Annotated in this window: 19 protein-coding genes and 3 pseudogenes; 10 read left to right on the top strand and 12 right to left on the bottom strand. The window is 67.6% G+C overall.

Annotation, left to right across the window (positions count from 1 at the left end; all coding sequences use genetic code 11):
* The first annotated feature begins 6 nt into the window (after positions 1-6).
* From ACIBNE_RS39825 to ACIBNE_RS39850, 6 genes and pseudogenes are all read left to right on the top strand, one after another.
* Entirely contained in the window at positions 7-786 is a 780-nt protein-coding gene (locus ACIBNE_RS39825; protein ID WP_399280754.1) for an FG-GAP repeat domain-containing protein, read from the top strand.
* Between the two features lie 246 nt (positions 787-1,032).
* Complete coding sequence (locus ACIBNE_RS39830; protein WP_399280756.1) at positions 1,033-1,755, top strand: hypothetical protein; 723 nt, start codon at positions 1,033-1,035, stop codon at positions 1,753-1,755.
* 395 nt (positions 1,756-2,150) lie between these two features.
* Positions 2,151-2,543 (top strand): DsbA family protein, encoded by a 393-nt coding sequence (locus ACIBNE_RS39835; protein ID WP_399280758.1) that lies wholly within the window; start codon positions 2,151-2,153, stop codon positions 2,541-2,543.
* 337 nt (positions 2,544-2,880) lie between these two features.
* Positions 2,881-2,946, top strand: a pseudogene (locus tag ACIBNE_RS39840) (hypothetical protein); the annotation flags it as partial.
* A 187-nt stretch (positions 2,947-3,133) separates the two neighbouring features.
* Positions 3,134-3,391 carry a winged helix-turn-helix domain-containing protein gene (locus tag ACIBNE_RS39845; RefSeq protein ID WP_399280837.1) on the top strand — a complete coding sequence of 86 codons (258 nt, stop codon included), beginning with the start codon at positions 3,134-3,136 and terminating at the stop codon, positions 3,389-3,391.
* Complete coding sequence (locus tag ACIBNE_RS39850; RefSeq protein ID WP_399280839.1) at positions 3,319-3,885, top strand: transposase; 567 nt, start codon at positions 3,319-3,321, stop codon at positions 3,883-3,885. The genes ACIBNE_RS39845 and ACIBNE_RS39850 overlap by 73 nt, the downstream gene beginning before the upstream one ends.
* Before the next feature lie 133 nt (positions 3,886-4,018).
* On the opposite strand, the gene ACIBNE_RS39855 is transcribed toward ACIBNE_RS39850, so the two are convergent.
* A complete protein-coding gene (locus ACIBNE_RS39855; protein WP_399280760.1) occupies positions 4,019-4,819 on the bottom strand; it encodes a hypothetical protein in 801 nt (266 codons plus the stop codon).
* Positions 4,820-5,330: 511 nt separating this feature from the next.
* Here ACIBNE_RS39855 and ACIBNE_RS39860 point away from each other — a divergent pair.
* On the top strand, positions 5,331-5,732 hold the full coding sequence (locus ACIBNE_RS39860; RefSeq protein ID WP_399280762.1) for a hypothetical protein: 402 nt from the start codon (positions 5,331-5,333) through the stop codon (positions 5,730-5,732).
* Here the strand turns inward: ACIBNE_RS39860 and ACIBNE_RS39865 are convergent.
* From ACIBNE_RS39865 to ACIBNE_RS39890, 6 genes and pseudogenes are all read right to left on the bottom strand, one after another.
* A protein-coding gene (locus ACIBNE_RS39865) for an IS5 family transposase (RefSeq protein WP_399280764.1) occupies positions 5,700-6,532 on the bottom strand; the annotation gives its coding sequence in 2 pieces (ribosomal slippage) (positions 5,700-6,190 and positions 6,190-6,532; 834 coding nt in all). The genes ACIBNE_RS39860 and ACIBNE_RS39865 overlap by 33 nt on opposite strands.
* Positions 6,533-6,592: 60 nt before the next feature.
* Positions 6,593-6,736 (bottom strand): annotated as a pseudogene (locus tag ACIBNE_RS39870) (IS701 family transposase); the annotation flags it as partial.
* 106 nt (positions 6,737-6,842) lie between these two features.
* Positions 6,843-7,001, bottom strand: a complete 159-nt coding sequence (locus tag ACIBNE_RS39875; protein ID WP_399280766.1) for a hypothetical protein — start codon at positions 6,999-7,001, stop codon at positions 6,843-6,845.
* Positions 6,998-7,150 (bottom strand): hypothetical protein, encoded by a 153-nt coding sequence (locus ACIBNE_RS39880; protein ID WP_399280768.1) that lies wholly within the window; start codon positions 7,148-7,150, stop codon positions 6,998-7,000. Before ACIBNE_RS39880 ends, ACIBNE_RS39875 begins: the two co-directional genes overlap by 4 nt.
* Positions 7,147-7,350 carry a hypothetical protein gene (locus tag ACIBNE_RS39885; protein WP_399280769.1) on the bottom strand — a complete coding sequence of 68 codons (204 nt, stop codon included), beginning with the start codon at positions 7,348-7,350 and terminating at the stop codon, positions 7,147-7,149. Before ACIBNE_RS39885 ends, ACIBNE_RS39880 begins: the two co-directional genes overlap by 4 nt.
* Before the next feature lie 4 nt (positions 7,351-7,354).
* Positions 7,355-7,630 (bottom strand): hypothetical protein, encoded by a 276-nt coding sequence (locus tag ACIBNE_RS39890; RefSeq protein ID WP_399280771.1) that lies wholly within the window; start codon positions 7,628-7,630, stop codon positions 7,355-7,357.
* Positions 7,631-7,938: 308 nt separating this feature from the next.
* On the opposite strand from ACIBNE_RS39890, the gene ACIBNE_RS39895 reads away from it, so the two are divergent.
* On the top strand, positions 7,939-9,384 hold the full coding sequence (locus ACIBNE_RS39895; RefSeq protein WP_399280772.1) for a hypothetical protein: 1,446 nt from the start codon (positions 7,939-7,941) through the stop codon (positions 9,382-9,384).
* 367 nt (positions 9,385-9,751) lie between these two features.
* Here the strand turns inward: ACIBNE_RS39895 and ACIBNE_RS39900 are convergent.
* Positions 9,752-9,903, bottom strand: a pseudogene (locus tag ACIBNE_RS39900) (transposase); the annotation flags it as partial.
* A 603-nt stretch (positions 9,904-10,506) separates the two neighbouring features.
* Positions 10,507-11,364 carry a helix-turn-helix domain-containing protein gene (locus ACIBNE_RS39905; protein WP_399280774.1) on the bottom strand — a complete coding sequence of 286 codons (858 nt, stop codon included), beginning with the start codon at positions 11,362-11,364 and terminating at the stop codon, positions 10,507-10,509.
* Positions 11,365-11,430: 66 nt separating this feature from the next.
* Between ACIBNE_RS39905 and ACIBNE_RS39910 the strand changes: the two genes are divergently transcribed.
* On the top strand, positions 11,431-11,757 hold the full coding sequence (locus tag ACIBNE_RS39910) for a barstar family protein (protein WP_399280840.1): 327 nt from the start codon (positions 11,431-11,433) through the stop codon (positions 11,755-11,757).
* A gap of 341 nt (positions 11,758-12,098) precedes the next feature.
* Here the strand turns inward: ACIBNE_RS39910 and ACIBNE_RS39915 are convergent, their stop codons facing one another.
* On the bottom strand, positions 12,099-12,947 hold the full coding sequence (locus ACIBNE_RS39915) for a S1 family peptidase (RefSeq protein WP_399280776.1): 849 nt from the start codon (positions 12,945-12,947) through the stop codon (positions 12,099-12,101).
* Between the two features lie 124 nt (positions 12,948-13,071).
* On the opposite strand from ACIBNE_RS39915, the gene ACIBNE_RS39920 reads away from it, so the two are divergent.
* On the top strand, positions 13,072-14,097 hold the full coding sequence (locus tag ACIBNE_RS39920; protein ID WP_399280778.1) for a LysR family transcriptional regulator: 1,026 nt from the start codon (positions 13,072-13,074) through the stop codon (positions 14,095-14,097).
* 64 nt (positions 14,098-14,161) lie between these two features.
* Here the strand turns inward: ACIBNE_RS39920 and ACIBNE_RS39925 are convergent, their stop codons facing one another.
* Both ACIBNE_RS39925 and ACIBNE_RS39930 read right to left on the bottom strand, forming a co-directional pair.
* Positions 14,162-15,295, bottom strand: a complete 1,134-nt coding sequence (locus ACIBNE_RS39925; protein ID WP_399280780.1) for a LysR family transcriptional regulator — start codon at positions 15,293-15,295, stop codon at positions 14,162-14,164.
* Positions 15,222-18,176 (bottom strand): hypothetical protein, encoded by a 2,955-nt coding sequence (locus ACIBNE_RS39930; protein WP_399280782.1) that lies wholly within the window; start codon positions 18,174-18,176, stop codon positions 15,222-15,224. Before ACIBNE_RS39930 ends, ACIBNE_RS39925 begins: the two co-directional genes overlap by 74 nt.
* Between the last annotated feature and the right edge of the window lie 27 nt (positions 18,177-18,203).

Genomic DNA, 18,203 nt, shown 5'->3' on the forward strand with positions numbered 1-18,203 from the left:
CGGGCCTTGACGCAGCGCGGCGCCGAGGGCGCCCGCACGGCCGGGGCCCGTCCCACCCCCACCGCGCCCTTCTTCTTCCTGAGCGGCGTCCTGCCGTCGAAGCAGATGTATGTGTACATGGCGGACGGCCGGGGCGGCTTCGGGGAGCGTTCGGGAGCCTACCGGTGGCCGCACCTCAAGTACGGCGTTTCCATCGACCCCGACCTGACCGGCTGGCAGGACGGCGCGTACCACGTCATGGACAACGGCGTGCTGAACCTGTGGCGCGGGGGCAAGCTCAAGCGGATCTCCTCGGGCTGGACCAAGTACGACCGGGTCTTCTCGCCCGGTACCCTCACGCGCGCCAAGCACCCCGACGTACTGGCGCGGGACAAGCAGGGCGTGCTGTGGCGCCACCAGATGAAGGCCGACGGCACGATGGCACCCCGGGTGCGGATCGGCGCAGGATGGGGCCAGTTCACGCAGATAGCCGGTCTCGGCGACCTGAACGGCGACAGCGTTCCTGACCTCGTGGCCCGCGACAAGCAGGGCGTCCTGTGGATGTACCGGGGGACCGGCAAGGCGGACGCGCCGTTCGCCAAGCGGGTGCGGATCGGCAGTGGCTGGAACCGGTTCAACAAGCTGGTGGCCACCGGCGATGTCGACGGCGATCGCCGCAGCGACCTGCTCGCCCGCGACGCCAAGGGCGGCCTGTGGCTGTACAAGGGCACGGGCAAGCTCTCCGGCCCCCTGAAGGCGGCGGGCCGGGTCGGCACCGGCTTCAACCAGTACACCGAGTTGTTCTGACTCCGGCCTCGGCTCCGGCGCAGCGCCGGCCGCGGCAGAGCAACTCCGTCCGTCAGGAGCAGCCTTGCCGCCCCTGGTGTCGAACGGTTGGATCCCGCTGATCCGTCACTCTCCCCGACCTCCTCGGCCGCTACAGCTTCACCGCCACCACTCCGGCCGCCAGCGCCCTGCGCCCGCTGCGCGACCCTGACGCGCCCGAACTCGACGAGGACGACGACGGCAAACCTGGGAGGCATGATGTCGTCCGTGACGAACAGCGCAAACCTGCATCCCGTACGCATACCTGGCTACGAAGGCGGCCCCTTCACGCACCGGGCCGACCTTCTGAACGAGCCCGTGTTCTGGACGGGACACCTCTACTCCTGCATCCAGAGCGAAGAGGCCGAGGAACTGCTGTTCGGCGCCGACTACGAAGCGGCCGGCGACTTCCAGCGGCAGATCTGGGAGCAGCCAGCGTGGCCGACGTTCACCGTTCCACTCGTCGGCGATCACCGTCTCCACATCGTCTACCGGACCCTCACGGACGACACCGGGGTCGACTACCTCCTCCATCACCCTGACTGGGAGCAGGCCACGCTCCTCGCCCAGGATGACGGGCACTTCATGGGGCCGGGCCTGTCCTGGCCCGAGCTGGTGGCAGCCGCGGACAACGCGCTGCCCGGAGGCAGCACCACCAATCCCGACGCCCGCCTGCTCCTCCTGCTGCCCGCGTTCGGCGACAATGACGTCCCCGACGACGCCGCTGACCGCCTGGTCGGCGCACTGCGCGCCATGACCCGTGTGGAAGACCCGCAGTCCCTGGCCTCCTTCCTCCTGGAAGACCAAGGAGCCCCCGGCCCCGCGCGGTGGACGACAGCCCGCCACGGATTCTCCGTCAACGACGGCGAGTACTCCTTCCGTAACCCTGCCAACGGCTTCGCACTGGCGCCCGAACACCTGTCCCTCGTGGCCATCGCACTCGCACCCTGACCAGCGAAGCCACACCACGGCGTCCCCGCGGAGACTCCGGGCATGCCGGCAATCTGGCGCAGTACGGAAGCGATCTTCCAAAGTGGACCTGCGCCAACTCGAAGCGATCGGCCGGCGGCGGGCAGCCCATGCCATCAGTGCCCGTAGCCGTCCGAAGAACAACACCGCCTGACCTGACCGCACCGCAACCACCATGTAACCGGCGGCCTGGGATGCACGTGGAAGGGCAGGGCGGTGTTCAGCAGCGTCCGATCGTGGTCGGTGATCCGGCCGCGGCCACCAGGGTGCCGCTTCTGAAGGACCCGCGGTGCCCGGTCGTGAAGGAGTTCGAGGCCACCGGGGCAACCGCACTGCACGAGCGGACCAGGCAGCGTAAAGCCGTGGTGCGGTAGACGTTGACGTCGTTCAAGGCCGAGCGTCTGGGCGGCGACGGTTCCCAACGGGCCGTCAACGCACTGCGGGCGGCTCTGGCTGCCGGGCATTTCCCGAAGTACCACGCGCTGTTGTTCGCCCGGCAGGCCCGGGTCGAGGCGTCCGGCGGCTTCACCACCGTCGCGCTGCTGAAGCTTGCGGACGAGGTACCGGGCCTGCGCGGCACCTCGTCCGACTCGGCCGTGAAGACGATGAAGTACCGGTCGTTCGTGACCGTCTCGCAGAAAGGCGTACGACGCGGACAAAGGCCCCGCGCCCCAGGGCCCAGGGACCCCGACGGTCTACATCAACGACAACCAGGTCCAGGACGACTCGGACGCCTGGACCTGGGTCTTCGACCGGGCACTGTTCGGTGAACTCCTGGACTCCCCTCCCCTGCCGCCCGAGGACCTCTGACAACTCCACGGCACTCCTGGCCGGGCTGGGACGGAGTGCCGCCGCGAACAACACCGGGCGCACGCCCCGGCCTGTTCACCGGTGAGGCTGAAGCCCTTCGACGCGGGCGGGCCGCCGTGCGTGCCGCCGACCGCGTCGGCGGTCTGATGGTGGGCGTTACTGACTTCGGCGGGTCAGGGTGATGTTCGTGGAACTCCCTGCTGGGTGCGGGGTGTTGGTGGTGTCCCGTGGTGGGTGAGATATGCGGATGGGGGCGGGGTGACACCTGCCGCGCTCCGTCGTCGGGAGACAGTGCGGATGCAGGCCGCAGGACTGTTCGCTCAGAAGGTCGAGCTGCCGGAGGTCGCGCGACGGCTGTGGGTCAGCCGGAAATCGGCCTACCGGTGGCACCGGATGTGGCGGGAGGGCGGCGAGAAGGCCCTGGCCTCGCGCGCGAGCGGATCGCGGTGCCGCCTACCGCCGTACTGCCTGCGGAAACTCGCCTTCTACCTGGACCAGGGGCCGCCGCACACGGCTGGGACAGGCAAGGACGGGCGCCCGGGTCGCCACGTTGATCGGCCGGAAGTTCCACGTCTCCTACAGCGTCTCCGGGGCGACCTGGTTGATGCGCCGGCTCGGCTTCACCCCGCCGATGCCCTGCCGCAGGGTCGCGGAGCGCGACGAGCGGGCCGTCACCATATGGAAGGAGGCGACCTGGACGGAGGTAGAAGAGCCCAGGCTACCTGCGACGGCTGGATCTGCTTCGACGACGAGGCCGGCTTCACCCGCAGGCCGCCCCGCGGCCGCACCTGTGGCAGACGAGGGGTGACCCCGGTGGTCACGGTCAGCGGACGGCGTTCCGGACGCCTGTCCGTGGCCAGCCTGCTCGCGGTACGGCCCGGTTCCCGCACCCGCCTGTGCCACCGCCTCCTGACCCACCCCGCTGGCAAAGGCACACGCCGCAGTATGAGCGAGCGCGACTACATCGCGCTCCTGGACGGCGCCCACCAGCTCGTCAAGGCACCTCTCGTCCTGGTGTGGGACCGGCTCAACACCCACGTCTCCCGCCGGATGCGGCAACTCATCGACCAGTGCGAATGGCTCACAGTGTTCCTGCTGCCCGCATACTCGCCCGACCTCAACCCCGTCGAGGGCGTGTGGGCGCACGTCAAACGGAGCCTGGCCAACCTCGCCGTCGTCGCCCTCGACCGACTCGAAACCCTCGTCCTCAACCGCCTCAAGCGCCTCCAGTACCGGCCCGACGTCCTCAACGGCTTCATCGCCTGCACCGGCCTCACCCTCGACACCTCCACATCACCCTGACAAGCCGAAGTCAGTAACGCCCAGCTCAGGAACCTCAAGAGCTGGGGCGGTGTGGGCCCGAGTTGGGAAATATGGCCGAGCACCTCAGTTGGCCCCATGGGACAACTCCGATGCACAACCACAGACCGGTTGCTCAGAACAAGGAGTTCCAGAAGACCTCTTCCGGGTCAGGTTCTTCTGGGTGGGGCATGCAGCGTCTGCAGCGCAGGAGTCCTGGTTCGTTGGTGCCCGAGGCGGCGCTCATCCACGGCAGGGCCTCCATGGCGTGCGCGCGCTCGTTGTCGGCGAGGATGTCGACGGTCCGGCGGAGCTCCTCCGGTGCGGATTTGTCGGTGAGGCAGAGCCAGCCGACTGCCGCTGACAGACGGGCTTCGGGGGCCTCCGCCTGGTCGTGCCACCGTTCGCGCAGCCACCTGACAGTCGGCGGGTGCGGGTGGGCCCGAGTGATCTCGGCTGTGGCCAGGAGCAGCGCGGCGCGGATCACGGCGTCGCCTTCGTTGGCGAATCCGTTGGCCAAGGCAGTCCGGATGGTGTGGGTGGGGTCGGCGGCGGTCGCCAGGACGTAGGCGGCGTCGATGCGGACGGTGGGGTCGCAGTCTCGAAGAAGGGGCAGGAGCGCGGAGGTGGCGGTGGTGATCGCGGCTCGGGCGGCGGCCACTGACCAGCCAGCCGGGTAGCCGGTCACCTCGTAGCCGTAGTCGTCATGGGTATCAGGGGCGTGGCGCCGGGGGTCGTTGCGGTGGAGGAGGAATTCCTTGCGGGAGGCGACGCTGTGGTGCCTGGCACGGGCGGGGCCGGAGAGGACAGCGAGGGCGACGGTGCGGTGTGGGTGGTGGGCGTTGATGGCGAGGGGAATGAGGAACGGCACGGCGAGTGCGGCGGCGGCCCGGCTGTCGTCGGCGCACAGGCCCCACAGCACACCCGTCGCGTCCACGGCCGGTTCGCCGCCAGCATGTAGGAGGGAAACCGCCTCCCGGACGTCGTAGCCGTGGGGGAAGTTACCCCATGGGGCGGCATCGAAGTCCAAGCCCTGTAGGGACTCGGGCAGGATGCTAGCCACCGCCGTCCGCACGTCGAACGGACCCCCCCGAGAACGAAGCCAGGTCCGCCCCGTCCGCCACTTTCCGGCACATCGCGAACGTCGGATCGGTCCGCCAGTCCTTCACGTCACACCCCAACCGTCGAATCCCTGAAACTTGATCATGGCTGGCCCGACGGCCAACCGGAAGCCTCTCGGCGGTGATCCAGCGGCTCGTACGAGGCCAACCATCATGCACAGGGGCAAACCGAAATACTCAAGGGCCGCCTACCGAGCTCAGTCGCAGGTAGGCGCAGGCTAACTGCAACGCCCAAGGGCCAACGAGAGCAATAGGTGGAACTCCTCACGAAATGATCTTCGATGGGTCGGTTACGGGTGGTGGGGCGTTGTCGGGCAGCATGGGGAGATGAACTCGGATGAGCCGGTGCCTCGGGAATTGAAGGCCCTCGATACGGCCTCGCTGGTCAAACTGGAGGAGCGGGCATGCGAGCTCAGCCTCAACCAGCGATTGGATCCGGCATGGGTGCAGACGAATGCGGCGCCCGATGGGACCCACTACCTGTGGCCGGTTCTGTGGAACAGCGTGCCCCATCGTCCTGGCATCCCACGCCAGTTGCGGTGCGAACTGCTCATCGCGCTTCATGCGGGAGAGCGTGTGATGAGCCTGTTGGACGTCGTGCCTGATGACTTCGCCCCTCTGCCGAGAGTGACCTCACGGGACGAGGGCGTGGAGGTCAGCAGACTCCTGGACAACTCCCCGAGCGTCCGGGAATGGCTACTGGGCAGGAGTGTCCCGGGCCAGCCGTGAAAGGCGGCGCCAGCAGATGAGCGCACACCCCAGGCTCAGGAAGGCTTCGTGGATGTCGTCACGGACGTCCCAGCGGATGCGCAGGCGGCGGAACCAGTGCAGGTGGGCGAAGGCGCGTTCCGCGATCCAGTGCTGAGTGCCGAGTCCGGAGCCGTGCTCGGTGCCCCGGCGGGCGATGAGCGGTTTCACACGGAGGCCCCGGACCAGGCGGCGGTACTTGTCGTGGTAGTAACCGCGGTCGGCCAGCACCACGTCGGGGCGCCGCCGGGGCCGGCCCCGCTTGCCCCGCACCGGCGGCACCGCCTGAAGGAGCGGGATCGGCTGCGTGACGTCATTGCGGTTGCCACCAGTCAAGGTGGCAGCGAGCGGAATGCCGATGGCGTCGGTGATCAGGTGATGCTTGCTGCCCGGCCTGCCCCGGTCGACAGGGCTTCGCCCCGTCTTGGATCCCCCTTTAACGCCCGGATGTGGGAGCCGTCCATGGCCGTCCGGGAAAAGTCCAGAGCGTTCGCGCTGCGGAGCTTGGCCAGGAGGACCTCGTGGAGCGGGGCCCACACGCTGGCCTCGGCCCACTCGGCCAGGCGGCGCCAGCACGTCATGCCCGAGCCGAAGCCGAGTTCCTGCGGCAGGTGTTCCCAGCCGATCCCGGTGTGCAGGACGAACAGGATGCCCTGGAACACCAGCCGGTCCGGATGCCGCTTGCGGCCGGGATACCGGGTGCGACGCTCCACCTTCGGCAGCAGCGGCTCGACCGCGGCCCACAACTCGTCGTCGACTTCCCACGGCTTCGGCCGAGCCACCCCACACCCCCGGATCACCAGTCCCGGAGTGATCCAACCACCACGAAGATCATTTCGTTAGGAGTTCTTACGCCCGTCCAGCATCAGCCCCCGCAGGCAGCAGTCGCCTTTCGCACGCTGGTCCTACCGCGGCTACGACGCGAACACATCCGCGACGAACGAAGCCAACTTCACCCGGGCATACATCGCTTCGAGCGCATCCACACACCCAACATGCTCCCGAGCCGACCCGACCGAAAGACCTAACGGAGTCCTATTAGGAGAAACACGAGCGTACGCAGCGCTCGTGTTTCCCTTATCGATCCACCGTTCACGACGGCCGGTACTCCTCGCGTTCCGTGGAGTTGGCGAACGCATCGAGGTCGCACAGCTTCTTTGTGAGCCGAAGCCTCTTGGCCTCCGTGAGTTCCCGCAGCGCTTCCATAATTTGCATGCCCCAGACGTCCGGGGTGCCTTCCTTCTCAATCACTTGTTGTTGTCCTTCCGCTTCTGCATGGCGTCGAATGCCCTACCCAGATGGTGGCCAACTTCGTTGGCCTTGCGGCTGCGGTGCCACTGGTGAATGCGCCCAATTAGGTACGCAATCACGAGCCACACCAGCAGTTCGAGTCCGTTCACGTGCGTCCTTTGTGCGTAAAGCTTCGCATCTGTTCCTCAACTCGAAGAGTGCGAGCACGAATGTCGCTCATGGTCTGCGTGTGAGCCAGATCGAAAGCGTCTTTACGTCGTTCGAGCCGTACAGCCCAGATGACGGCGAAAGCCGACGGGAGAAACCAGCCGGCCACGATGCCGAGCGCCAACATGACGATGACCGTCATCCGCTCATCTCCTGGCCGAAGCGGTGAGCACTTCGGCAATCGACATTGCTGTGGCGTTGGCAATCACGGCCAGTGCCTCGGTGGCGTCCGGGACGGCTTTTTCGAGCTCGCCTTGGATGTGCTTGAGGTAGGTCACTTTACTCATGGCATATTCGGCAAGGGCCGATTTAGCTCGCATGCCTGCCTCCTCTATGCGCATGTCATCGGCCACCTCTGCAATAGCCGATTGCATACGCCTGGAGACAAGTGACGCATCGCGTCGCCAAATGATCTCGCCCATAGGCGAGACCTCCTTTCCACTGTCGAGTTGACAAGACCCGGCCGGATTGCCGGGCCACTTCCGCTCCGTCGGGGCGGCTTGTGTCTCAACTCTGCGAGCCATCAAGTGGAATGGACGGCACGTAATTGGCACGCGTTCTCTGACCTGCAGGTTGGCCCGCAACTGGCACGCGGCTGGCACGCGGCTGGCACGCGGCTGGCACGCAGGTCGAAGGGGGTAGGACCTGGTGTGGCGTTCCAGCCCACACAGGGCAGATAGTGCGCTAGTCTCGGTCCTCATCGTGTGGGGGCGTACAAGGGGGATGCCGCATGCATGAGGACGACTTCGACGCTGAGGTGCTGGCCGCACTGAAGCACCTGACTGACAAGCAAGCGACAGGTAAAGCACTGGAAGAGTGTCCAGCACTCCTTAGCAAATTACCCTCAAGTTTCACTGAGGCACTTCCAATGGATACTCCGTTCGAGCGAGCGCAAGCTTTCCGTAGACTGCTCTCGCAGTTTTTCGATTCTGCATATGAGCAGCACCAGAGTAGGTGGGACGACGTATACCCGCGAACGATGCTCGCTGTCGGCGCTCTTATGGGTTTCGTGACTAAAGGGCCGAACCAAAGACCGACCCCGCCAAGCGAAATGCCCAGGGCGTCTGCCCTCATGCTGGACCGCCAAGTAATCGCTGGCAGTTGGATATTACCTAATATCAAGCCGCGCGCTGTCCGCAAAAACACGAAGGAATACCTACAGGAGTTTCGACACGCGCTCTACGAGTACCTCGACGACATCGACCCGGCGTCGAAGCAAATCCCTGTCGCGGAAGTTCAGATACAAAAGCCGATGGCGAGGCCGAATACGGAATCCAAGGCGGTCGAGAAGCCTAAAGAATCAACACTGAAGGTAAAGCAACGGAATCCCAGGACTGGCTATGCCCTAATCGCCAGCGTGGTGGTTCTGGCCGCCATCGGCGGCGGGCTGGCGTGGTGGAACAGTAAAGAAGAAAAGAAATCATCTGGGGCAGACCGGGTAATCAGCGGAGGTCAAAGCGAGGAGAACAAGGCCAGCACGAACGCCCCCGTCAAGGTTGTATCAGTGGATCACCAAGACACTGGGGACTACAGCTGGGTGTTCGAGGACGAGCGCACTTTCACCTCGTCCGAATTGGGACCAGTCAGCACTATCAGCGACTACGGCCAATACTCCTCATGGTTCACGAAGAAGGGCGCAGCGCCTGTCGGGAAACGCCTGGACCTCATCACACTTGAGGGCAATACTGCCGAGCCGGTTGAGATTAACGGCCTTCACGTAGCCAAAGAGTGCCGTGAGCCGCTATCCGGAACGCTGTTCGACAATCCTAACGCTGGCCAGAACAACACAATCCGTCTTGCATTCGACCTGGACGAGCAGATTCCGACCGCCAAGGGTGTCGAGGCAGACGGCAGCACATCGTCCAACTACTTCGCGAGACACACCATCTCACTGAAGAAGGGTGAGCGAGCAAAAATCCTCGTAGATGTTTCCGCTAAGGAGTACTACTGCGAGTACACGCTAGGCTTCAAGATGACCGTTGGCGATAAGACAGTCACGCAGACCGTAAAGGACAACGGCAAGCCGTTCAAGCTATCCGGCAGGTTGGAGATCGACAGCCCTCGACTGTACGCCCTGTACTCCAAGGCGTACATCGCCGGTGTACTCAATCCGTGCAGTAAAGGATTCAAAGAGATCAACACGCAGACCTATGAAACAAGCGCCAGCGGATGTTGAACCGCACGCTCTTCGATCAGAGTTGTTAAGGGGAGCACTCAACAAGCAGGTGTACGCCATTTCTGGTAGGATACCCACCGTCGCAGTTGATGACATTGAGCACGATGTCCGGTATGGGGCGGTAGCTGGAGAAGCTAGAGCGGCCAGACTCGGCGACCGGTAGCAAACCAATGGCTTTGCTGCATACGGAAGCTACAGAAATGGCAGGCGTAGAGCAGCAGCGTTGAACCATGGGTGGCTATGTCGCCCACTGACGCAAGCACGCGGGAGGAGTCGGTCCGCGCCCGCCCCCCCGTCCTCAAGTGCCCACGTTGCCTGGCGGCTCGAAGTACTTGCTCGAAGACCTCGTCCTCCGTCTGTCCTTGCACCAGGCGGGCACGGAACTCGCTGAGCACCGAGAAGTCGAAGCCGGTGACCGTCAGTTCCAGGACCAACGCGTACTTCCAGTCGATCCTCACCCCGGGCCGCTTCGGCGGCCTGCCGATCCGACAGCCCTTCGGCGAACTGCAGCACCAGCACGCCCGGTGCCACCGTCGGCCGACCCCGTCGAGGAAACAGAGCAATAAACGACCCGCCCGAGAACACGTCCGCGAACTCGTCACGCAGCCGCACCGCCGTGTCATCCAGACACACCGCCCGAGCCACCCGCGCCGTCTCCGCCGGGATCATACCCAGCCCGCTCTCCCGCAGCGACACCGACACCCTCCCCAAACGCAACGTCGGTCTTCACCACCCACAACCAGGTGGCAGAGACCGACGTCACGGCCGGAGCCCAGCCATTTGCCAACAGTGTCCTTGCACAGCGGGGCCCACTCCTGACCTTCCCTCGGTCTCAGCAGCTATTCAGCAGTGGGACCAGCGCCTGAAGGCCGCTGACAAACTCCTTCACGCTTCACGAGCCGGAATGAACAAGGTCCGGTGATCTGCCGTTCATGGAGCCGGGCAGTGCGGTCGCCGAATGGGACATGTACTTCGAGAAACCTTCGGCCGAGGACCCGCCGGTCGAGCGGTTCCTTGAGCGGGCATGACTGGAGTGGGTCACTGCTTCGTTGAGAGTCAGACCCGGCGGAGGATTACCACGCAGTCATCACTGCGGCTTCTATCAGCCCAAAGGTTTCGGACTCAGGAAGAACCGGGACGGTTCATACCCAGGTTCTTCAGCAGCTGCGCCACTCTGCCGTAGGGGGCGCGCAGCAGGGCGCAGGGGCGCACGTCTCTACGCTGGTGGCTGAAACGGACGAGCGGGCCTGTGCCGCGTTCCAGAGCTCCTGGGGGCCTGAGCCCCGGCCCGACGAGTACGGGACGCGCCGGGCCGGGGGCGGCGGTCCCAATGGCGGAGCCGTAGCCGAAGTGCTCGTTACGGGTCGGCAGCGGGCGCAGCAGGTCAACCCATCTCGAAGAGGGCGACCGCGCGCCACAACGCGTCGGGAGAGCTCTCCTAGAGGTGGGGGTTTGACGTGGTGACAGGGGCGGCCCGCCGTTGCAGCAGTCGGCCGCCCCCGTCACTGCGGTGTCCGGACCAGGGGACGCCCACTGCCAGGTTCCCCATGGGAGAGACCTGCACGTTGCAAGTATGGGTGACACGCCGTTGATCGGGGTGCCAAAGATGTTGTGGGTTTGGTCCTGCAACACCTCCCAGCTGTTGCTACTTGCTAAACACTGTTGAGGTCCGTTGGCGGTGCCAGCTGGCGGGGCGGTTGCGTTGCGGGAGTCCTCGGGTGTTGCGGGGCGGCACCGCGATCCGCTCGGGCCGCGCGAGGCCAGGGCCTTCTCGCCGCCCTCCCGCCACATCCGGTGCCACCGGTAGGCCGATTTCCGGCTGACCCACAGCCGTCGCGCGACCTCCGGCAGCTCGACCTTCTGAGCGAACAGTCCTGCGGCCTGCATCCGCACTGTCTCCCGACGACGGCGCGCGGCAGGTGTCACCCCGCCCCCATCCGCATATCTCACCCACCACGGGACACCACCAACACCCCGCACCCAGCAGGGAGTTCCACGAACATCACCCTGACCCGCCGAAGTCAGTGACTACTCGACACTGCGGCGCTGAACTTTCCTGACCATTACGGCCGTAGCCTCGACGGCTTCAACGACCGCTTCGGCGTTTTCGCCCCCTCCTGCGTCGCTCCAGAGGTCACCGGCCTGGTCCTGGCCTTCACCGACATCGGCAGGTTCGCCGCGGCCCATCCGGAAACCGCCCAGATCACCCTGGGCATCATCGCTGACAACGCTCGGCGGGCCGCACTGTCCGGACGGCGGGTGATGTGCCTGGTCCACAGCGCTAGCCGCCAGATCGGGTTCGCATCTGTCGGCGCCGTGCCCGTCCTGTGGAACGGCGCCGAGAGTCTCGGCGTCGGCAGACGCACCGACTGATCTGCGTTACCCCGTCGCCGTCGCTCTCGGCGATCCCGACAAGTTGATCAGATCCACTTTTTACGGCCGTCTTCAGCGGCCGTTGTGTTTGCCGAACCTCGCGGTGGCGGCGGGAGTCGGCCGATGTGCTCCGCCCCCATGGAAGAACGCATCTTCAGGTGGCTTCTCCCGCCGCCTCCACACCACTGGGGCTCCGGCTGCCCGGGGCGCTGTCGACGCCCTTTCGGACTCTGCCGAAGCTCAGTGGTGCGGGACTGGGCGGGAACTGGTCTTCCCGCCCAGCAGGTGTTCGCGGCTGCGTCGCCCGCCTCTGGTCGGCGGGGGACGCAGCCGCGGGCCGGTCAGGAGCCGATCGTCGCTCCGCCGGAGTTCTGGCTGATCCACTGGCGGTGGGCGGTGACGTCGGTGTAGATGGTGCTGCCCTCGCCGCAGGTGTTGCTGTTGTGCCCGGCGCGGCTCGTGGCGCCGACCAGCTGCCATCGCCCTGACGTGCCGATCAGGGCCGGGCCGCCGGAGTCCCCGTAGCAGGCAGTGGCCTGTGTGGTGCCGTGGACACAGAGTTCGCTGGCCGGGTTGAAGCCGCTCGAACACGCCCTGTCGGAGTTGATCCGGGTGTCGAGCTGCTTGAGGTAGCGGGGCGGCTGCTGCGAACAGCCGCCCTGGGGACAGGTCTGTCCCCAGCCCAGCAATCGGGTCGTGGTGCCCTCGGAGGGCGAGCTGGTAGCGATGGAGGCCGGCTGGTTGTCCACCGGGGCGCGCAGTTGCAGCAGGGCGATGTCGTTGCCGCCGTTGACGTTGCCGCTGTAGCGGGGGTGCCGCACGACCCGCTGGACGGCCGAGGCCGTGCCCTGGGTGTGGTCGGCGGAGCCGATGCGCAGCTGGAACCGCTGGGCCGGTATCACTCCGCCGCTCCGATCGCTCACGCAGTGGGCGGCGGTGACGGCCCACTGTGAGGCGATCAACGTGGCACCGCAGCTGTGGCGGCCCTGTTGCTGGAGTGAGGCCATGAAGGAGTAGTTCTCACTGGCCTGGCCACCGCCGACGATGGGCTGCGGTGTGTTCTGTACGGGCGCGGGGACGGGCGCGGGAACAGGGACGGGAGCGGCCTGGGCAGTTGCCGGGAGGCCGATCGCCGCGGTGGCGAGCAGCAGCGTGCTGAGCACGCCCCGCATGACGGATGTGGGAGACACGGGGAATCCTCCGAAGAAGGTGGGTGGGGGCGGCCTCGGGGTCGAGCACCGGGGCCGTCGGGTGAATCCACCATGGATGGTTCGCGTCTTCCCGGGTAATCCCAGCCCGTTCTAAGCTCCGCCTATGGGACTGGAGTTGAGGCATCTCCGCGTGATCAGGGCGATCGCCGACCGAGGGAGCCTGTCGGGGGCGGCGCGGGAACTCGGCATGACTCAGCCTTCGGTCACCCAGTCGCTCGCTCAGGCCGAGCGCTGCGTGGGTGGTCTGCTGTTCCAGCGCGGTGCGCGGGGCGCGGAGCCGACGGCGCTGGGCAGTGTGGTCATCGAGCACGGGCGTGCCGTACTGGACACCGTGTACCGGATGGCCGCGGCCGGGGACAGGTTCCGGAAGGACGCGTGGCCCTCGGTGGTACGGATCGGGTGTGCGCCCGGTCTGTTGGTGGCGCAACTATCCGTGGCGGTGCCGCAGGTCGGCGGGGCCGACGTGCAGATCGCGATCGCTGCGGGAACTTCCGGTCATCTGCGGGCTCTGGCCGAAGGGAGGGCGGAGGCCGCGCTCCTCACCCATTTCCATCCGCCCGACGCCGGTCCCGGTCCGGCCGCGCCCGACGAGGGGGCGGGCGCGGGGTTGCGGGGAGTCCTGCGCGGGGTGGTCGTCGCCGTCGAACCGCTGTTCGCCGCACTGTCATGGGGCCATCCGCTGGCCTCGCGCCAAGAGGTACTGCTGGCCGATCTCGCTGAAGAGCCGTGGTGCGTACCACCCGGTCCTGACGACCTGGGCGCGCACCTCATCGCCGCGGGCCGGGCCGCCGGGCGCCCTCTCGCACTCAACGTCGCCGACGGGGCTTCGGCTCTCTCGCTCGTCCGGGAGCAGCGCGCCGTGCTGCCCGTGATGCCGGGGATCCGTGAGGTTCCGGGCGTCGTGGTGCGGCCGTTGCTCGGTGAACCCCTTGCCATGACCACGATGCTGTACTGGCGGTCGGACGGGCCTCTGCCCGAGGCGTGGATACACGGTCTGTGGGAGCGGTTGGTACGCGCCCAGCGCGAGATCGTCGAGGAGGCCCCCACCTATCGGGCCTGGCTGGCGGCACACCCCCAGTGGCGGACCACTCCGCCGACTCCGGCAGCAGTTCACCGGCCGCGTGTGTGATCGGGCGGAGGCAGCGGGCCCGGAGCCTTGTCCGACCGCCCGTCCACGGTCCGGACCGTCCCGATCAGCGTGCTGCTCGCCCCGGTGCCGAGCCCAGCCAGCCGTGGTTGCGGTCCCACCACCGCGGTATCCGCCCGATGTGCGGCAGGGCCGCCCGATATGCGTCCACCAGTGCGGTGCGCAGCCGCTCGATGAGTTCCTTGTCGACCAGGCCGCCGTTTTCGCACCACAGCAGTACGTGCCGCGTCCGGACAGGGCTGCCCCGCAGGTCGTGTACCACTCCGGGAATTGCCAGGCCACTGCCCAGGGCGTTCATGGCGGTGACCACACGACCGCCACGCCGCATCAACTGCGTGAGCAACAGCGGCTCGACCGCGCGGACGGCCAACGTGGTGTGGCCGGCGAGACGGCATTGCTCGATCAGATGCCGGTCGAACTCGTCGTCCCCGTTGACGGCCAGCAGCCAGGTTTCCCCACTCAGGTCAGCCAAGTCGATCGTGGTGCGTGCGGCGAGCGGGTGGTCATCGGGCAGGCAGGCGAAGACGGGCTCCGTTCCGACGGGAGACATCCGTACCCCGGCGCCCGGGGTGATCTGCCGACCGGGGAAGTCCGCGTGCAGCACCAGATCGACGTCTCCCCGTGTCAGTGCGGCGAGCGCATCGACCGATCGGTCCAGGACCACGAGCTCGGCGACATCGCCTTCGACGAGGTTCGAGGCGACCTCGTGCAGCAGAAGCGCTACCGGCGTCGTCCGCACCCCCAGCCGCAACGGCCTGCCGATGACGGCCGTGTGGTGGCCCTCGACCGCCCTGGCCAGCGTGTCCATTCCGCGCAGAACCTCGCGCGCGTAGGGGAGCAGCACCTCACCGAGCGGGGTGAGGCGCGCACCGGAAGGACACCGCTCGAAGACCTCGCCTCCGACCACGGCCTCGATCCGGCGCACCTGCGCGCTCAACGCCGGCTGCGACAACTCCAGTAGCCCTGCGGCCTTGTTCAGGCTCCCGGTCGCCACCACTGCCTCCAGGCACCGGAGGTGCCGTACCTCTAGCTCCACCACACGAGTATGTGACCCCGAGGCCGCTACCGGCCAGGTGCGCGGCGCCGCTTTCCGCGGCGGGGTCAAGTCAGGGCCGACGCACGTACGCCGCGGCGAACGGCGCGTCGGCGCGCAGGCCCGTCGGGCCGTAGCACCAGACATCCACACTGACCCGGGGCGGCGCGGCGTAGTCGCCGATGTTGCCCAGGTGGCAGGTGGCCCCTTCGGCGCCGGTGGCGGCGAGCTGGACGCTGCCACCGTACTTGCCGACGGTGTCCCAGGTCAGCCGGTAGTTACCGATGCCGAGGCGGACGAGCGCCGGTGTCTGGCCGGTGGACGCCCAGGAATGCGGCCCGTCCACCACGGGGTTCGACGGATCGCCGGTGACCTGTGCGTACGCCGCTGGAACGGCACCCGCTCCGTGCAGCCCCGCGCGCGCCGCGTACGACAGGATCCACGGCGCGTCCACCGGCTGCGCCGTCGCCGAGGCGGACACCGCGAAGCAGACGATGCTCACCTCCAAGGTGTCACCGACCGCGGTGCGCGCGTACGGGCTGCAGCGTGCCGGAGCACCCGTGCCGAACTGGTTGATCTGCAGGTGTCCGTCGTTCGCGGCGAAGGACGTCCCGGTGAGCACGGCGCGGTAGCGGCCGACGCCGTCGCGCACGACCCGGTTGACGCGGCCCTCCGAGTTGTAGGTGCCGTCGTTGGCGACGGCCGGTACGCTCGCGCCGCCGCCCGGCGCGTCGTAGCGCAGCGTCGCGTACGGTTCGGCGCCGGTGGCGGGCGCGGCGTAGAAGACGGTGAACCACCAGTCGGCGGGAGCGCCGGTGCGGTTGACGCAGCCGACCCTGATCAACTCGTCGGCGCCGTCCGGCCGGTAGCCGCGCACCGCACAGCTGCGGCCGGAGTTGTCGGTGCGGTACGGGGTGGCGTGTGCGACGCCGCCTGTGCCGCCGATGCCGGGCAGGCGCACCTCGTACTCACCGGTGGCCAGGTGGGTGACCGCGCCCGCCCGGCCCGCGTCGGCCGCGGTGCTCCACTGGAAGGCGTTGTCCAGCACGCTGGTCGCGCCGATCGGCGCCTCCGCCTCGGTCGCGCGGTTCATGTAGGCGTACCCCCAGCGCGGCGCGGCCGGGGCCGGGCCGACGGCCGCGACCATGGCGTCCAGGAGCTCCGCTCTGGCCGCCTCCGCTTCCGCGGGCGAGGGTTCGGAGATCTCTTCGCCCGGGACGGCGGGGCCCGGTCCTCCGTCCGTGCCCGAGATGTGGATCTTCACCGCGCTCCAGTCGTCGGCCCCCGCCAGACCGTCCGCGTAGTGGCCGAGCGCCCCGAAGTCCGTGCCGTGCGGAACGCTCGCCGTGTCGGTCGCCACCGCACGGGAGTCGCACTCGGCGTCCAGACCGGCGTAGATCGCTTCTCCGTGCCGGACGTCGTCGGTGGCGACGGGCGTCTCCAGCAGACGCCGGGAATCCGTCACGTCGGGGCGCGAGTCGCGGCCCACGACGCACAGGTGCTCTTCGCCGTTGACGTCGACGCCGACCCGGTCACTGTCGATGGCCCGGTTGACGTTCCAGTCGAGCGGCCCCGAGGCGTCACCGACGCGCAGGACACCCTTGTTGTCCCACCAGGACACCATGTCGTCCGTCGGGGAACCCGCCCCGTCGCCCTCGCTGAGGGCGTCGCGGACCAGGGCGGGAAGCCGGAGCTTCGAATAGTCGAGCCTGCTCACCTCGTCCAGCGCCTGCGACAGCTTCCAGGGTGTGGTGGCCGGACCGAACTGTTCCGCGCGGGCCCGCCACTCACCGAAGTCGGGGATGCCCACGTCCGTGTAGCGGTAGTTCATCACCGACAGGTAGTGGGGCTTGTAGTTGACGCGGTCGGTTCCTCCGTGGTGCAGGCCCAGAGCGTGCCCCAGTTCGTGGACGAACGAGGAGCTCTGCAGGCGGACCCGGCGGGTCTCGGATCCGAGCGAGACGATGAAGTCCTCGTGGCGCGGCCCGACGCAGCACACCCCTCCGCTGAAGCCCTTGTTCTGCCGGTCGCCCCAGAGGTTGTAGTGGAAGACACCGCTCCGCTCGGGTGCGAAGTGGTCCGCGCGGTACCGGTCGAAGGGCGTCGTGCCGTCGGCCCCGCGGATGTTGAGCGGTTCCGTGCGGGTGCCGGTGGGGATGCCCTCGTCCACGTGGACGAGCAGCTGGACGCCCGAGGGCGCGCGTGCGGTCGTGTACGGGCACACGGGCACCGACGGAACCGGCGCCCCGGCGAACATGGCGCGGGCCTCCGCCACCGCCGCGGCGTCGGGTTCGTGCGAGAAGGCGGCGTCGCGCAGCCAGTCCACCTCGACGGCGACGGTCTTGCGGCAGGGGTCGGCGCCGTTGGCCGGCAGCCAGCGGTCGACGCCGTCGGCGTGCGGGATACCGGAGCGCTCCACCCGGTCGGGGATGCCGTCGTCGTCCACGTCGCCGTCGAGGGTGTTCCAGGTCTGCTGCGCGTTCTTCAAGAAGCGGTGCATGCCTCCGTTGCCGTCGGGATCGGGCACGGAGTGGTCGTAGAGGACGGCGCGGGTGTCGCGTTCCTCGATGCGCAGTCCCGCGAGGTTCCAGTTGTCGGCCCTCCAGTCGTCGGCCTGGTTGTCGTGGATGAAGGTGAAGCCGTCCACCGCGCGCTCCTGGGGGACGCAGGGGCGGGCCACGACGTTCCAGGTGTAGGAGGCGTACCGCTCGTCGCCGGTGCCGCCCCGATGGAAGGGCAGCAGCGGCTCCGCGTCCGTGGCGCCGTCGCCGTCGTGGTCCTCGAAGAGCAGCTGCTGCCCGGCGAGTTGGATGAACTCGCTCGAATCGTCCCGTATCCCGTCGTGGCCGGTGGTGACCGTGACGGCAAGGCGGCAGATCTCGCCCTCCCCCGCACGGGCGGGCGTGCCCCGGAGAGAGAGCGGGGTCAGGGGCAGCGCGAGGAGGGTGAGGAGGGCGACGAGGGTGAGGCCGAGGCGCATCGGGCTGTGCGGTGCGGGCATCGAGACCTCCGGGAAGAAGGTGCGCACAGAGCAACTCAGCGTAGGGGCAAGGAC

Origin of the sequence: Streptomyces sp. NPDC050504 (assembly GCF_044458065.1) — a bacterium.
In the GTDB taxonomy this organism is placed as follows: Bacteria; Actinomycetota; Actinomycetes; order Streptomycetales; family Streptomycetaceae; genus Streptomyces.

Excerpts from the sequence above, each read along its gene's own strand:
- ACIBNE_RS39925 (WP_399280780.1), bottom strand. The coding sequence starts at position 15,295 with ATGTCTGGTGCTACGGCCCGACGGGCCTGCGCGCCGACGCGCCGTTCG.
- ACIBNE_RS39920 (WP_399280778.1), top strand. The coding sequence starts at position 13,072 with ATGGGACTGGAGTTGAGGCATCTCCGCGTGATCAGGGCGATCGCCGAC.
- ACIBNE_RS39885 (WP_399280769.1), bottom strand. The coding sequence starts at position 7,350 with ATGACGGTCATCGTCATGTTGGCGCTCGGCATCGTGGCCGGCTGGTTT.
- ACIBNE_RS39895 (WP_399280772.1), top strand. The coding sequence starts at position 7,939 with ATGCATGAGGACGACTTCGACGCTGAGGTGCTGGCCGCACTGAAGCAC.
- ACIBNE_RS39890 (WP_399280771.1), bottom strand. The coding sequence starts at position 7,630 with ATGGGCGAGATCATTTGGCGACGCGATGCGTCACTTGTCTCCAGGCGT.
- ACIBNE_RS39860 (WP_399280762.1), top strand. The coding sequence starts at position 5,331 with ATGAACTCGGATGAGCCGGTGCCTCGGGAATTGAAGGCCCTCGATACG.